The organism is Mycobacterium sp. E3339, from assembly GCF_001666915.1.
Lineage (GTDB): Bacteria > Actinomycetota > Actinomycetes > Mycobacteriales > Mycobacteriaceae > Mycobacterium.
On the sequence record NZ_LZIZ01000084.1, the window covers coordinates 59499 to 73447 of the forward strand.

Below are 13949 nucleotides of genomic sequence, written 5' to 3' on the forward strand. Positions count from 1 at the left end.
CCCGAACGAACTTACAACGCGGTCTTAGACGGCAAGCCAGAGCACCGAGTAAAGATCCACCGGTGCGCCACGACATCCAGCGGCAAGTGCCCCGGCGTCAGCGCTCGATCACTGTCAACGAGCCATGGTTGAGGTCGCTGCTGACGTAGGCGAAGTGCGTGACTGGGTCGACGGCGATGGCGAGTGGATTGTTTCCGACCGCAAGGATTCCGGTGACGATGCGTTTGGTGGTGTCGACCACCGACACCGACCCGCCGCTGTAGTTGGCCACGTAAGCGGTGTTCGTCGGCGGGTCCACTGCGACCCCCGCGGGGCGTTGCCCGACAGGCACACTAGCGGTGACGCCGAGGCTGATGGTGTCGACGAACGACACCGATGCATCGTCGCCGCTGGCGATATAGGCCGTGTGCGACGCGGTGTCGATGGCGATCCCGGCCGGGTGGACGCGAAGCGCGACGGAACCGACGACAGTTCGGTTCGTGGTATCGATGACGGTCACTGTTGGATCGGCAGTGGTGACAAACAAGCGGTGCGCGTCTCGATCGATGGCTACGCGGCTTGGGCCTTTTCCGGTGGGCACCGTCCCTGTCACGGAATGCGTCGTCACGTCGATCACCGATACCGATGCGCTATCACCGTTGGTGACATAGGCGATCCGGGCATCCGGGTCGACCACTACCCCGCCCGGATGGCTGCCGACACCGATTCTGGCGACGACCGTGCCATTGGTGGTGTCGATGACCGACACCGAGGAGTCGTCGTAGTTGGTGACGTAGACGGTCCGGGTCGATGGATCCACGGCAACACCCACCGGGTGGCGTCCTACCGCGATGGTGGCCGTGACCGTACGGCTGCCGGTATCGACCAGCGACACGGAGTTGGAGCCGGTGTTCGCGACGTAGGCGGTGTGGCCGGCCGAGTCGACCGCGACACCGAAGGCCCCATTGCCTACCCGTACGGAGGTGGCGATCCTAGGTGGACCGCTTGGCACGGCGGTGACTCCCGAAGTGGGCGTGCCTCCCCCGCTGGGCGCCGACGGCGGCGGGGCGGCCGTCGCCGGTCGCGTCGCCTGCGTAGATCCAGCCGTTGAGGTGTGTGCGCGCATCAGGTATAGGCTCGCGCCGCCCAACACCAGGACCCCGCCGATCACCGCGGCGGCAATCGCCCAAGATCGCCTGGCGCGCTTACGATTCCCGGCCACCTGCTTCTGCGCCTGCTGCGTTGGCTCACTCGGCCATGAGGCCACTCGAGTGGGGGCAGTGACGTTGTCCGACGGTACATTTGGGGCCGCCCGCGCATGCAGTGGCACCGTGATCGCGTCGCGCGCGGCGCGTGCCATATCCACAGAGGTGGCGTAGCGCTGGGCCGGGTCTTTGGCCATGCCGGTGGCGATCACCGCATCGAATGCCGGGGGCGCACCGGAGTCAGAAGGGCGTGGCGGCGGCGCCGACAGATGCCCCGCCAGTTGTTGCTCGATGCTGTCACCCGGAAATGGGGCGCCTCCCGTCAAGCACTCGTAGAGCACGCAGGCCAGCGCGTAGATGTCCGAGCGTGCATCGGCCTCACCGACTTTGAAGCGCTCCGGTGCCATGTAGCGCAGCGTGCCGACCACCGCGTCGGTGCCGGTCAGACCGGTCTCGCCGAGGACACGTGCGATCCCGAAATCGATCAGATACGCAAAGTCATTCTCATCGAGCAAGATGTTGGAGGGCTTGATATCCCGATGCACCAATCCGATCTTGTGCGCGGCGTATACGGCGTGTGCCACCTGCTCGACGATATGCACCGCGCGTGAGGGAGGCATTGAACCGGAGGAGGCCAGCACGGTTGCCAGGTCGCGCCCTTCGATCAGGCGCATGTCGACGAATAGCCGCCCGTCGATCTCGCCGTAGGTGTGAATTGGCACCACGTGAGGGTTGTTCAACCGTGCCGCTGAATGGGCCTCGCGGCGGAATCGCTGTTGAAACGTCTTGTCCGCAGCAAAATGCGCCGGGAGAACTTTCAACGCGACTATCCGATCGGTGACGGTGTCATAGGCTCGCCAGACCTCGCCCATGCCACCTCGGCCGAGCAAGTTGATTAATCGATACCGGCCGAACGGGGTCCCTTCCATGGAAACCTCCCGATGGCAGCAATCAGCAACACCATAGTCCACAACTGACGCGGTTTGGGGAAACTCCCGCAACGGCCGGCTGGCAGCTAAGAGCGGAGGCGCGAGTGGACGACGCTCAAGAGATCTTCTTCGCGATTTGGTGGGCGATCTGAGCACCCCGGTCGCCCACATCCTCGGCGCACGCGCTCACATCGATGACGATGTTGTTGGAGGCCGTCAACGCCCGTTGGCACGCCCAAAGTCCCCCGCCGTCTTCTTGCACTCGCGTTATCGTCAAAACGCTGTCCTCCACGCGGGCCTTACTGAGCGTCCAATAGTGGGGTGCGGGGTCGCCCGGGTCATGGAGATCGACACGCCGGTTGTCGCAATTCGCCCAGGCCGCTACCTGGCCGGAGTAGAAGTCATTTGCGGCTAAAGCCCCCGGGAACGCCACCACCGCCTGGTAGGCAATGTGATCCGCGCTATCGCGACGGTCCTTCAGTTGCTGTACGCGCACGGCCGTCCAGCCGCTGCCTTGGTAGGAGTAATCCTGTGCCTCGGCCCAGACCAAACATCCATCGGCGAGGGGCCGATTGGTGTACATGGTGTCGCCCGATTCGGCCACCTCCATGTGGGCGGCCATGATGGAGCCGATTTCGGTTGGGCTGAGCAGCAATCCAGACAGCGCACTGGTTGGAAGCGGTTGAGGCGCATGGCCCATCGTCGGAGCGGCTACCACTTTTCCGTCGACGTTCACCGTGCACCCGGCTGCCAGAGCGGACAGCGCCAGAACCGCGAGCGCATACCTGCCTGCCGGCCCGCTCGCTCCCCTGGTTCCTCGCATCGGTCCTGTTAGCCGCCTAACTGTTGAATCGTCACCAAATGCGAAGCCGCTTCTAGCGCTTGGCGACCACTACCCAAACGCTCGGACGCCGCCGTACCGCTACTAGCCCATGGTCAAGATGGCGACCGCGGCTACGCCGATCACCGCCATGAGAGCTACGAAGATCACGGTTATCGCCGCGCGGACGACCTCTTCTTCCGTGGGTCGCCACCGCGGTCTCAGTTCGTCGAGAACGGTTTCCCCTTGCCAGGCAGTAGCGTTGACTCTCGCTACCGCCCACGCGACATCGTCGTGTGTGTGGGAAATGTATTTCTCGATTGGCTCGTGCGCGGCAATTGCGGTTGTCATATCAGCCCCCCAAGCTTGCGGACGCCGATCGGCGTTGAGCGGAAAAGCTTTCAGACTTTTCCTAAATCCAATGATACGAGTGCGAAAATCACGATTGCGGTAACGATCCTTAACGGTCGCAGCACGGACTCGTGCTCGGCTGACGGCGCCCTTGCCTCGCTCTGCCGGCGCAATGGGGTGCTTCAACCTGAAGACGGCGCCATCGAAGGCTGGATCAAACAGGTTTGTCCACTCTAAACCGAACCAACCGGGTCGTGGCGCGCTCGGCGTCATCGAATATCGTCCCTTCGGTAGAGGCCACGTTCAGCGCATGCTCGTAGGCGTACCCACCACTGGCGACGGAGCCCAGATCGTCCTTGGCGCAACGCAAGACACCCGCTAGCTCGCCGGCATCAATTTGTTGAAAGCCCGCAGGAAAAAACTGGTGATATGCGGTTGACTTCTACTCGAGCGCGGGGTGCGCCCATGACTGCGAGAGGACGACCATGCCTACCATCACCACGCCGGACGGTGTCGAGATCTTCTACAAGGATTGGGGCTCTGGCCAGCCGATCGTTTTCAGTCATGGCTGGCCGCTGACGGCCGACGACTGGGACGCGCAGATGATGTTCCTTCTGCACGAGGGCTATCGGGTGATCGCTCACGACCGGCGCGGGCATGGCCGATCCGAGCAGACTGGGACCGGCAATGACATCGACCACTGGGTGGCCGACCTGGCCGCGTTGACCGAACAGCTCGACCTGCGCGAGGCCGTCCATGTCGGGCACTCCACCGGCGGCGCCGAGGTGGCCCGCTACGTGGCGCGCCACCAGGAGCGGGTCGCCAAGGCGATACTGGTGTCCTCCCCGACCCCGAACATGGCGCAGGCCGAGGACAATCCGGGCGGGCAACCCCAGGAGTGGTTCGACGCGGTGCGGGCGGGTGTCTTGGGAAATCGATCGGAGTTCTACCGCGCGGTGCCCGAGGGTCCGTTCTACGGATTCAACCGACCGGGGGTGGAACCCTCCGAGGCGGTCATCGCGAACTGGTGGCGACAGGGCATGTCCGGCAGCGCCCACGCGCACTATGAGACCGTGTCTTCCTGGCTCCACGACTACTCCGAGGATCTGCGCGCGATCACCGTTCCCGTCCTGGTGATGCACGGCGACGACGATCAGATCGTGCCGTTTGCGAGCTCGGTTCCCCGGGCGGTCAACCTACTGCAGAACGGCGCCTTGAAAACCTATGCCGGCTACCCGCACGGGATGCTGACCACGCACGCGGATGTCCTCAACCCGGACCTGCTCGCGTTCATCGCGTCCTGACCGGCGACGTCAAACGACGTGGCGGCCAGGGCTACTGCCCCAAGTTGGGATCGGTAGTGGCAAGCGCGTTGTCCACTTCAAGTCGAAAGCGGCCCGCAGTGGGGCGCCACCCGACAGAATTGGACGATCATGATGCGACGAATCGTGCGGTTGGCGACCACCGCCTTGGTTGCCGGCGGTTTGGGTGTCGCGGGTCTCGGGCTCGCCGCCGGAACCGCCAACGCCGATGGCGGCCCGCACCGCTGGTGCCCCGGAGAGCCACTGCCCCCGACCGGCAACCACGTCACCAATCCGGTCATTTGGGACAACAACATCTGCCACACGTACTACTACGTGTACTTCGGGCAGGGCAACGTCGCCCAGAACATTTGGGACGGCGACAACCCGCCGCCTCCCCCGCCCCCGCCGCCGCCGGGGCTCATCAACAAGGACAACTGCCAACAGATACTGGGCATTTTCTGCCCCCATGCGTGACGGAGGCCGCGGCTGACCGACGCGCGCTTCCGCATGGCCCCCATGACGACATCGCCCGAATCGCTCATATATCAACGGATTCGGGGGCGATCGCCCTATGATTGCTGCCGTGACTACCACGGCGCAATCGCCGGTTCCGGCCGCCGGAACATCTGATTCCCTTGAAGGCGCTCCGCCGTGGACGCCGCTCCAGAAAATAGGTTTCCGGCTGCTTTTCACCATTGGTCTAGGGATGCTTTTCGGCGTTGTCGGCGGAAGCGTCGTGAAAGACAGCGTCGGCCGGCACCCGCTCGAATCGATGGTCTGGCTAATCGCGCAGGTCGGCAGCTACCTGACGCGAGGTCGTGGTGTTGAGATCGCCAAGTCGGCGGGCTCGGACGTGTTGTGGTTGTGGTGTTTACATCTCGGTTGGCTGGTGCTGGCCGTGCTGGTCACCGCGGCGTGGACAGTCATGGATCGGGGGCGTTCCGACTACCGACGCCTGGCCGCGTCGTTGATCGTGTTCGCGCGGTTCGGGCTGGCCGCGGTGATGATCATCTACGGCCTGGGCAAGGTGATTCCCGTCCAGATGGGGTTCATGACGCTTCCCCATCACCAGTTGCAGCTGACGGGCGACACCAGCCTGTTCGCGACGTTGTGGGGCTTCATGGGCGCCTCCCCGGCGTACTCGGTGGTTAGCGGGTTGGTTGAGCTGGTGTCGGGACTGCTGCTGCTGTGGAACCGTACGCAGCTGCTCGGTGCGCTCGGATCGGCGATGGCCATGGCGCAGGTGCTATTGCTCAACGTGACCTACGATGTGCCGGTCAAGCTGGCCGTTGGCGAATTGTTTTTGATAGCAATCGGTATCGCGTCGCCGTACTGGCCGAATTTGGCTCGCGTGGCGTTCAATCGCGGGGAGACTCGCCCCGTTCAGCACTGGTTGCCACTTGGTGCGGATAAGCGCTGGCTGCGACTAACCGGCGTGGTTGCGAAGTTCGGTATCGCTGGGGCGTTGCTGGTGTTCAGCGCAATGTGGGACGCCATGTTGTTCAGCGTGTACAACACCCCCACCTCGACACTCGACGGCGTTTGGCGCGCAACGTCGTTCACCGTCGACGGGCGCGAGGCGACGCTCAACCAGACGAACCCGCAACCCTGGACGAACGTCGCGATCGCCGACCGCAACAAGGTGCCGCAATTCGGCGTGGTCAAGTTTGTCAGCCAGGCGCCGGCGGGCTACACCACCATCTGGCAGCTCGAGGTCGACGGGGATCGGCTCAAATTGCGCAAGCGCGAATCGGATTCGGCCGAGGTCGTGCTGCACGCGACCCAACCCGACAAGGACCATCTGGTGCTGACGGGCCAGTTGGACGGCAGGCAGATCACGGGCACGTTCGAACGCCGGTTCATGGAACGCGGCGGGTTCGTCTTCCGGCTCGTCAGCCCGGTCATCCCGGTGGGTTCGCTGCAGTAAGTCCCTCAACCGCCAACGCGTGGCCGGCGTGATTCCCCGCGGATGTCAAGCAGTCTCTGCAAGCGCGCGATCGAATGCGGCTTGATTCTTCTTCATTCGACGCACGACCGGCGACCAACCCATCAGCGTGATCATCACCGAGTTGAAGATATTGAAGGGAAACTGCATCGGTCTCACGATGTCGAGGAACAGCACAACACGCGTTTCCTCGGTGTTGTTCCACACCTCGTGTTCGTAGGTGTCATCGAACATCAGCGCCACGCCCTCCTGAAAAGAGGCGGTCTCGTCGCCGACGCGGATTGCACATTCGCCATCCCGAGGTACCACGAGCGGCAGGTGATAGCGCATGACGCCCTGGTAGGGACCGCGGTGCGGAGGAATCTTCTTCCCGGGGGACAGAATGGAGAAGAAGGCGGTTTTCATGCCCGGTATGTCGTGCAGCAAGCGTGCGGTGTCCGGACATTCTTCGCATTGCTTATCAAAACGCCGGCCGTAAATGTAGAAGAAGTAGCTGAGCCATTTGTCGTCGTTCGATATTGCCGCTATCGTCTCGACGATTTCTTGATGGTTCGGAATCGTCTCCGGAACCGATAGCAGGGCCTTGAGTTCGGCCTGCACCTTGCTCAGCTCGGAAGTGACATGCTGGTGCCATTCGAACTGGGTGGGATCGATGAACGGCGTCGTCTCGACCAGTGAGAATCTCCGCGGAACCATCAAGTTGACCACCTTCAACCCGGGCGCGATAGTCAGAAACAAGAGGTATCGCAACGCCACCACCGCTCTACTGACACCACGATTCGGGGGGCGTGCATCCCATCCATCGGGCGCTATATCGCCGCTAATTTCGGGTGCATCGATGGTCGCCATAGAGGTGGTCTCCGATCCCTGTTTTTTGGTTTTAGTTTGTGATGATGTCGTCGTGAGAAGTGCCTAGCACTCTAGGACGAAGTCCATTGGTGGACCGCCCTCCCCGCAGGGGCGGATCGGCCCCGATGAAACGCATCAGATAAGGTATACAATATGTATTTATTGTGCAACAATGCGATCATATTGTGGCACGGCTTCGGCCCTGTGTCTATGGTTGGAGCAATGTTTCGCGAAGTGGTGCCTGCCGGTCCGCCCGCGCGGGGCGAGCAGTCCAGCGTGGACCGCATTCGCGACGTTGCGCTCAAGACTTTCGCCGTGCACGGCACGGAAGCGACCTCGCTACGGATGATCGCCGAATCTGCCGGCGTGTCAATTGGATTGGTTCAACATCACTTCAAGACGAAGGGCAACCTCATCACGGCGGTGGACGAGTACGTGATGGCGGTGCTGGGCCAGTCGTTGGCGGGCCCTTTGCCGGGGGCCCCGACGGACCCGGTCTCGGCGGTCGCACACCGGGTGACCGACCTAGTCTCCAACCACGCGCCCGTCATCGACTACATGTGTCGCGCTGTGGTCGACTGCACGCCGATGGGCGTGCGGATCTTTGACGGCCTGGTCGACATCGGTCGGGGACATTGGGATCAGCTCGCAGAACAAGGATTGGTGCGGCCCGGCCTCGATCCCGATTGGGTAGCGCTCAACCCGATGGTGTTGGTGTTGGGCATCTTTATCGTTCGTTCGCATCTGGACCGGCACCTCCCCGATCCCTTCACCAGTCCGGCGCAGCTGGACAGGTGGCAAAAGGCGACCGACGCCCTGATCCGAAGCGGCCAGATAATCGCACCTGAGCCCAAGACGGATGGTGGCTGACGATCCGCGGTGGTTGCGTAGCAACAATCCCGCTTCCCTAGCGCCCCCCGTCCTGTTCTCGGCCGAGTGTCGGGATGCATGAAGGCGAAGCATCCCGTCCGGTCATCGCCGTCATCAGCGCCCGCTGAAAGGTACGTCCCGGCAACTTCTCCGGAACGGCGGCCTCGACGATCAAAGGCGCCGCCGATGTGACCGCCGAGACGCTCGTCGTCCAGGCCGGGGGCGCCGACAATGGGCCGAGCGGGACAGCCTCGCCCACCCCTGCGGACGGCGCACCGACGGCGCACGAGGGATGGAACGGCCACACCGCCCGGTACTCAGCGCTCGCCATGTGCCCGGCCCGCCACTAATCGCCTGCCGCCGAGGGGATTTGAGCCCATTCCAACAGCCCATCCACATCGAGCTGAGGCTGAATTCCCGCGGTGCCCGCCAGGCCGGGTGTCAGCCCGCCTAGCGCCGAAGCCCCCAATGCGCCGGATGAGCTGGGCGTAGCTGCCGCGACAGTGATGCTGCCGAAGACGTTGGTGATGGATGCGCCGGCGGGGCCGACGATGGCGGTGGCGGTATTGCCGAAGGTCTGGATGGCGACCTGTTCGCCGCCGACGACGGGGAGTGTGGCGGTGCCGTTGACGAGGGTGACCAGGACCTCCTGGAACGATCCTGGTGTGAGCACAAGGGGGGTCGAGCCGGCAGTGACGTCAACTCCCCCGGGGATCAAAACACCGCCCTCCGAACAGTCGATGAGGGTGTGAATTGTGCTGCCGGAGTTGACGATGACGGTTCCGAAACTGATGAGGTTGGTCCCGGGACCCGCAATCGTGATCGAGCCGCTGTTGACGTACATCCCCGTGCCGGTACCGATGGTGATGGTGCTACCCGGTGCGGCGGTCACCGTCTGGCCCGGAGCGACCGGCCCGGCGGCGTCGACGGTGGTGGAGCCCAGGGCGTGCATCGTGGCATTGGTGGAGGCCAACTGCTGCGTGGCGCTGGTCGCGTTCTGACCGGCGGCCTGCGCCACCGTCTGGGCCTGAGCACCCTGGCCTACCGGGTTGGTGGTCCGCGGCGGCTCGTCGAACGGGGCCAATGTGCTGGCGGTCTGACACGCGGCGGCATATTCATACATCGCCGTCGCATCTTGAATCCACATCTGCATGTACTGAGCCTCGGTCGCGGCGATCGCCGGGGCGTTTTGTCCGAAGAAATTGGTTGCGATCAGCGCCAACAGCTGCGCCCGGTTGGCCGCGATCACCGGCGGGGGCACCGTCATCGCGAACGCGGCCTCGTAAGCCGCCGCCGCCGCGTATGCCTGGCCACTGGTCTGCGCCGCCTGCGCGGCGGCGGCAGCCAACCACCCCACATACGGGGTGGCCGCGGCCGACATCAGTAGCGAAGAGGGCCCCGACCACGCCTGCCCGGTCAGCCCCGCTAGCTCCGTTGCGTAGCCGCTGGCGGTGGACTCCAGCTGAACCGCCAGCGACTCCCAGCCCGCCGCCGCCGCGAGCATCGGCCCGGAACCCGGGCCGGCATACATCAATCCGGAGTTGACCTCCGGGGGTAGCGACGCAAAGTCCATGTCGGCAGCCCCTTTCGCGAACGGCGATCACTATTTCAACATTCATTGAATAACTTTTCAATGGCGATAGAATAGCGCCTGCCGCGGTGCTGCAACAGCGCCAGCCGCGGTGCGTGTCGCGGGGTTGCTGGAGAAACGCAGAGCGGGACAGCCTTTTCTATAGGGGTTGAAATGCTATCGTTCGCAGGTGTCGTCACCTGGGACAACGAAGCGGCGCGGTAGACGTCAGGGTCGACCGGTGTCGCGCGACGCGGTTCTGCGCGCGGCAAAGCGGCAGTTCGCCAAGCATGGCTATGACAAGACGACGCTGCGGGCGATTGCCGACGATGCGCGAGTCGATCCATCGATGGTCCTCTACCTCTTCGGCTCCAAGGCGGCGTTGTTTCGCGAGTCGATGAAGTTGGTGCTGCCGTCGGACCTGCTGACGGCCGAGATCGCCGAGACGGACGCCGATTTGGGCTGCCGCGTCGTCCGGGCCTACCTTGGTCTCTGGGAGCAGCCCGATACGTCCGCGAGCATGGCCTCGATGGTGCAGTCGGCAACGTCCAACCGCGATGCCAACGATGCGTTTCGCGGTTTCCTGCACGATTACCTGTTCACCGCGGTGTCCGGCGCGTTGGGCGGTGGCGACGAAGCGCGACTGCGCGCGATGCTGGCCGCGACCAGCCTCGTCGGCACCGCGATGCTGCGATACATCATGCGGGTGCCGCCCCTGTCGTCGCTCGGCGTCGACGAGGTGGTCGGCCTCGTCGGGCCGACGGTGCATCGGTTCCTGACCGCACCCGCCGAGGAGCTGGGGCTGAACGCGGCATCGCAAACCCCAAGGCGGCGCCGAAATGTGCGGTGACGACGCCGATCTCGAAGCGGCCGCCGCTACACCGCCGTCGCCTCGAGGATGCTGAGCGGCGACACGGTCTCGACGACGCGGTTCAACCGGAAACCGGCCTTGCCGACCAGTCGGCGATATTCGTCCGCGGTACGTTCGCGCGCGCCGGCGACGACCAACATCTCGATGTCCACCCACTTGCCGTGGAAGTCCCGGTCGTGGTCGGGAATGACGAACTCGCAGAGCAACAGTCGCGCGCCGTCGCGGGCCGCGCTGCGGACGTTCTTCAGGATGCGAACCGCGTCGTCCTCGGGCCAGTCGTGGATCACGTTCTTGAGCACATACGCGTCGCCGCCCTTCGGCGCGAAATCGAAGAACGAACCCTCTTCAATGCGGACGCGGTCGTCGACACCGTACTTCCGCAACAGCTCCGGCGCGCCCGCCACGACCTCCGGAAGATCGAACAGCACGCCGCGCGACTTCGGGGCCGTCTCGAGGATCGCCGCCAACAGCCGACCGTGGCCGCCCCCGACATCGACGATCGTGTCGAACGTGTTGAAGTCGTAGGCCGCGGTGAGGGGCACGTTCGCGAACTCGGACACATTGGTCATGGCGGAGTTGAAGATTCCACCGAGTTCGGCTTCCCCGGCCAGGTACTCGAAAGCCGGTTTGCCGCGAAGCTCGGGGACCACCGCTTTGCCGGTCCGGATCGCGTCGGTCAGGTGGCTCCAATGCTCCCGATGCTGAGGTGAACCGACCCAGCGGGCCATCCCGGCCATCGAAACCGGCGCATCGGTGCGCAGCGTTTCCGCAAGCGGGGTAAGCGCATAACGCCCGTCGCTGAGCTGGCGGAAAATGCCGACGCCGATCAGCGCCCGCAAGAGCCGCCCCAGCGCATCGGCGTTGGCGCCGACCCGGCTTGCCAACTGCTCGCCGGATAGGGGTCCATCGGCCAGGGCGTCCGCCACGCCGAGATCCGCTGCGGACGCGATCGCCTGGGCGACCCACGCATTCAGGATGAATTCCATCATCACCGCCGGAGGCGGCGCGGAGCGCTGGCGCAGCCGCGATAGGTAGTGGCGGGCTTGCTCGACGGCTCGCGCGACCTTGACAGGCGGGACCTTAGACGTCACGTCACTACCCCTTCTCGTTGATATCGCCGCAGAGTGCGTACACGCCAACTCGCCAAAGGTACTCGTTCACGCGAGCGCTCGAACGCCCCGCGTGTGACTATGCCCGCGAATCGAGAAAATTTCAATAATCATTGAAATAGTGGCCCCGTTCCCCCTATATTCCTGTTTGGGGGGCCGGAAGAACGGAGCGGCCATGTCACGTCTAACCGCAAAGATCGTCGTCGCGGCGATCCTCGCCCTTACCGCCGTAACAGCTTCGGGCTGCCTTCCCTCGGCCAGTGTTGGACCACCCGTAGGGGTCGCAGCCGGGTAGCGCGCCAGGTCCGACCGCGCGTCTCGTTGCGAATCGGCAACGGCGACTTGGTCATTGCTTCGGCAGGATCATTACCTCGGCCGGGATGTCCCGCAGGCTGTTCATGAACAAGTCGAGCTCGTCCGGGCCGAGGTTCTCCCCCGACAGGACGAGGTCGATCTTGGGTTTGTCCCCAGCGGTACTGACCCTGACGTCTTCCACCGGGCGGAAAGCCTCCGCGAGCGCGACAACTTTGTTGATCGCGTCCGGAGCATCGCTTGAACCTGCGCGAGACGGGGCGCTCACTTCCGCTTCGGCGTGCGACATGCCGAGCAGACTAGGGTCTTTGAGAATCTCGGCGCCTGCTATGAGGAAATCCTCGGACCATGTCTGCCCCACCCGGTCAGACCAACCTCCCGGAGCCGACGGGCGGGCACCCGAGTTGTCCGACGCGACTTGAAGCAGGGGGCCGAGAACCTCGCCGAACGTTGCGGCGTATTGCGATTCGCGATCCTCGCTGTCGGCGGACACCATCCATGGCTTCAAAACGCTCGCCAGGTCCCCGTCCGCGGCGCGTTCCTGAGACGCGAGATATTGCCCGACAGCCAGCGGCGCCACCGGGCGGCTCACGACGCCGGCCCGCGCTAGGGCGGCCACGCCCTTGTCGGAGTTCCGCTGCGCTTCCACCTCGCGGAGGTCAAGTTCGAGTGACGCCGCGCGGCGGTAGTCGGAAGCCACCTGTTCCAAGAAAAGCCGTGCGGTCATCGCGGGATTGGCGCGCTCCCCGGTCCGGTTGCCCGATGGCAGAAGCGGACGAGAGAAGCGATCGACCCGGTCCAACTGACCGTCCCAGGCCAGGGCCGCCGCCGACACGACACGAACCATTTCGGATTCCCGTGCGTCACGCGTCGAAGGCCCGGCCGCCACGAGGCCGGAACGCAACCTGCGCACCTCTTGTTCGAGCGACCGCGGTTTCCGCTCCGGTGCCGTCTCCATTCCCAGGATGGTCGCGATGGCGGCGGCCAGTTCGGCCAGGCCGTCCCTCAGGAAGTCGAGTTGGTCCTGCTCGCTTTGATTGGCTTTGTCGCTCAACGAATCTGTGGCAACGCGCAGCACGACCACGCGCTCACATAAACCCAACGCCCGCATTGCCGACGCGATACCGAAGGATTCCATGTCGATGAGTACAGGCTGGGTAGTCATTCCGGAGTAAAGGGCAAGCGCCAGAGCGTATGTCCAGTCCTCCCGCGCGTAGACCGGACCGCTGGACAGTGTCTCCATCGGCACCGGTGCGATCCCCGGCGAGACCTTGATCACCTTGTCGGTGGCGAGAATGTGGGCATCGGGAAGGTCGAACCCCGACACGGAACCTGGGGCGCCCGCGGACCCGGCCCGCAGCTCAATGGCGGCGAGCGGTGCCTGCTCGTCGGGATGCGTCCGGACGATCCACTTGTTCTTCAGCTTGACGACCTCGCCGTCGGGCGAGGCGACTACCACGCCCAATGACAGGTATGACACCCTTTCGGCTCGAAAGACCTGACCAACGAGCTTGGAGTCGACCGTTCCACAGCAGCCGTAGAAGACGTAGTAGTCGGCCCGGTTTTCGCGGGTCGATCTGCTGAGCGCGGCCGCCGCGACGACATTGCCCTGGGCGCTGAGCGGATGGTGCTCCAGCCTGGCGGTTCGCCCGTCGGACAGGCGGCCCTCCAACGATTCTTCCCCGTGTTTCACCGGCGTCCACAACGTTGCTCCGAACACCGGCAGGTCGACGTAGAGGCGTGCGAGCAACTCCGTTACCGCGGTCGCTTCGTTCCTGGTAAAGGTAAATATCGCCACCGTGACATCCGCCACGGCGACATCGTAAGCCCGCGGG

Annotated in this window: 13 protein-coding genes; 5 read left to right on the forward strand and 8 right to left on the reverse strand. The window is 64.2% G+C overall.

Features of this window, described 5'->3' with window-relative positions:
- Nucleotides 1-97: 97 nt before the first annotated feature.
- From A5702_RS08405 to A5702_RS26900, 3 genes are all read right to left on the reverse strand, one after another.
- Nucleotides 98-2113, reverse strand: a complete 2016-nt coding sequence (locus A5702_RS08405) for a serine/threonine-protein kinase (protein WP_082955984.1) — start codon at nucleotides 2111-2113, stop codon at nucleotides 98-100.
- 115 nt (nucleotides 2114-2228) lie between these two features.
- Nucleotides 2229-2849, reverse strand: a complete 621-nt coding sequence (locus A5702_RS08410) for a sensor domain-containing protein (protein WP_231965020.1) — start codon at nucleotides 2847-2849, stop codon at nucleotides 2229-2231.
- 189 nt (nucleotides 2850-3038) lie between these two features.
- Nucleotides 3039-3557, reverse strand: a complete 519-nt coding sequence (locus tag A5702_RS26900) for a hypothetical protein (RefSeq protein WP_231965021.1) — start codon at nucleotides 3555-3557, stop codon at nucleotides 3039-3041.
- Between the two features lie 212 nt (nucleotides 3558-3769).
- Between A5702_RS26900 and A5702_RS08420 the strand changes: the two genes are divergently transcribed.
- From A5702_RS08420 to A5702_RS08430, 3 genes are all read left to right on the forward strand, one after another.
- Nucleotides 3770-4588, forward strand: coding sequence for an alpha/beta fold hydrolase (locus A5702_RS08420; protein ID WP_068219818.1), 819 nt, complete (start codon nucleotides 3770-3772; stop codon nucleotides 4586-4588).
- Nucleotides 4589-4717: 129 nt separating this feature from the next.
- Nucleotides 4718-5062 (forward strand): hypothetical protein, encoded by a 345-nt coding sequence (locus A5702_RS08425; protein WP_055399267.1) that lies wholly within the window; start codon nucleotides 4718-4720, stop codon nucleotides 5060-5062.
- Between the two features lie 97 nt (nucleotides 5063-5159).
- Nucleotides 5160-6515, forward strand: a complete 1356-nt coding sequence (locus tag A5702_RS08430; protein ID WP_068219821.1) for a hypothetical protein — start codon at nucleotides 5160-5162, stop codon at nucleotides 6513-6515.
- 45 nt (nucleotides 6516-6560) lie between these two features.
- On the opposite strand, the gene A5702_RS08435 is transcribed toward A5702_RS08430, so the two are convergent.
- Nucleotides 6561-7382 carry an aspartyl/asparaginyl beta-hydroxylase domain-containing protein gene (locus A5702_RS08435; protein WP_082955985.1) on the reverse strand — a complete coding sequence of 274 codons (822 nt, stop codon included), beginning with the start codon at nucleotides 7380-7382 and terminating at the stop codon, nucleotides 6561-6563.
- Between the two features lie 222 nt (nucleotides 7383-7604).
- Here A5702_RS08435 and A5702_RS08440 point away from each other — a divergent pair, with 222 nt between their 5' ends.
- Nucleotides 7605-8252, forward strand: a complete 648-nt coding sequence (locus tag A5702_RS08440; protein WP_055399261.1) for a TetR/AcrR family transcriptional regulator — start codon at nucleotides 7605-7607, stop codon at nucleotides 8250-8252.
- 37 nt (nucleotides 8253-8289) lie between these two features.
- On the opposite strand, the gene A5702_RS27245 is transcribed toward A5702_RS08440, so the two are convergent.
- Together A5702_RS27245 and A5702_RS27185 are read right to left on the reverse strand one after the other, a co-directional pair.
- Nucleotides 8290-8583 (reverse strand): hypothetical protein, encoded by a 294-nt coding sequence (locus A5702_RS27245; protein ID WP_082955986.1) that lies wholly within the window; start codon nucleotides 8581-8583, stop codon nucleotides 8290-8292.
- Nucleotides 8584-8598: 15 nt separating this feature from the next.
- Entirely contained in the window at nucleotides 8599-9825 is a 1227-nt protein-coding gene (locus tag A5702_RS27185) for a PPE family protein (protein WP_068219824.1), read from the reverse strand.
- A gap of 187 nt (nucleotides 9826-10012) precedes the next feature.
- On the opposite strand from A5702_RS27185, the gene A5702_RS08450 reads away from it, so the two are divergent.
- Nucleotides 10013-10672, forward strand: a complete 660-nt coding sequence (locus A5702_RS08450; RefSeq protein ID WP_068219827.1) for a TetR family transcriptional regulator — start codon at nucleotides 10013-10015, stop codon at nucleotides 10670-10672.
- Nucleotides 10673-10698: 26 nt separating this feature from the next.
- On the opposite strand, the gene A5702_RS08455 is transcribed toward A5702_RS08450, so the two are convergent.
- Together A5702_RS08455 and A5702_RS08460 are read right to left on the reverse strand one after the other, a co-directional pair.
- Nucleotides 10699-11784, reverse strand: coding sequence for a methyltransferase (locus tag A5702_RS08455; RefSeq protein WP_068219830.1), 1086 nt, complete (start codon nucleotides 11782-11784; stop codon nucleotides 10699-10701).
- Between the two features lie 364 nt (nucleotides 11785-12148).
- The coding region (locus A5702_RS08460; protein ID WP_231965023.1) for a hypothetical protein at nucleotides 12149-13949 on the reverse strand (1801 nt) is incomplete at its 5' end.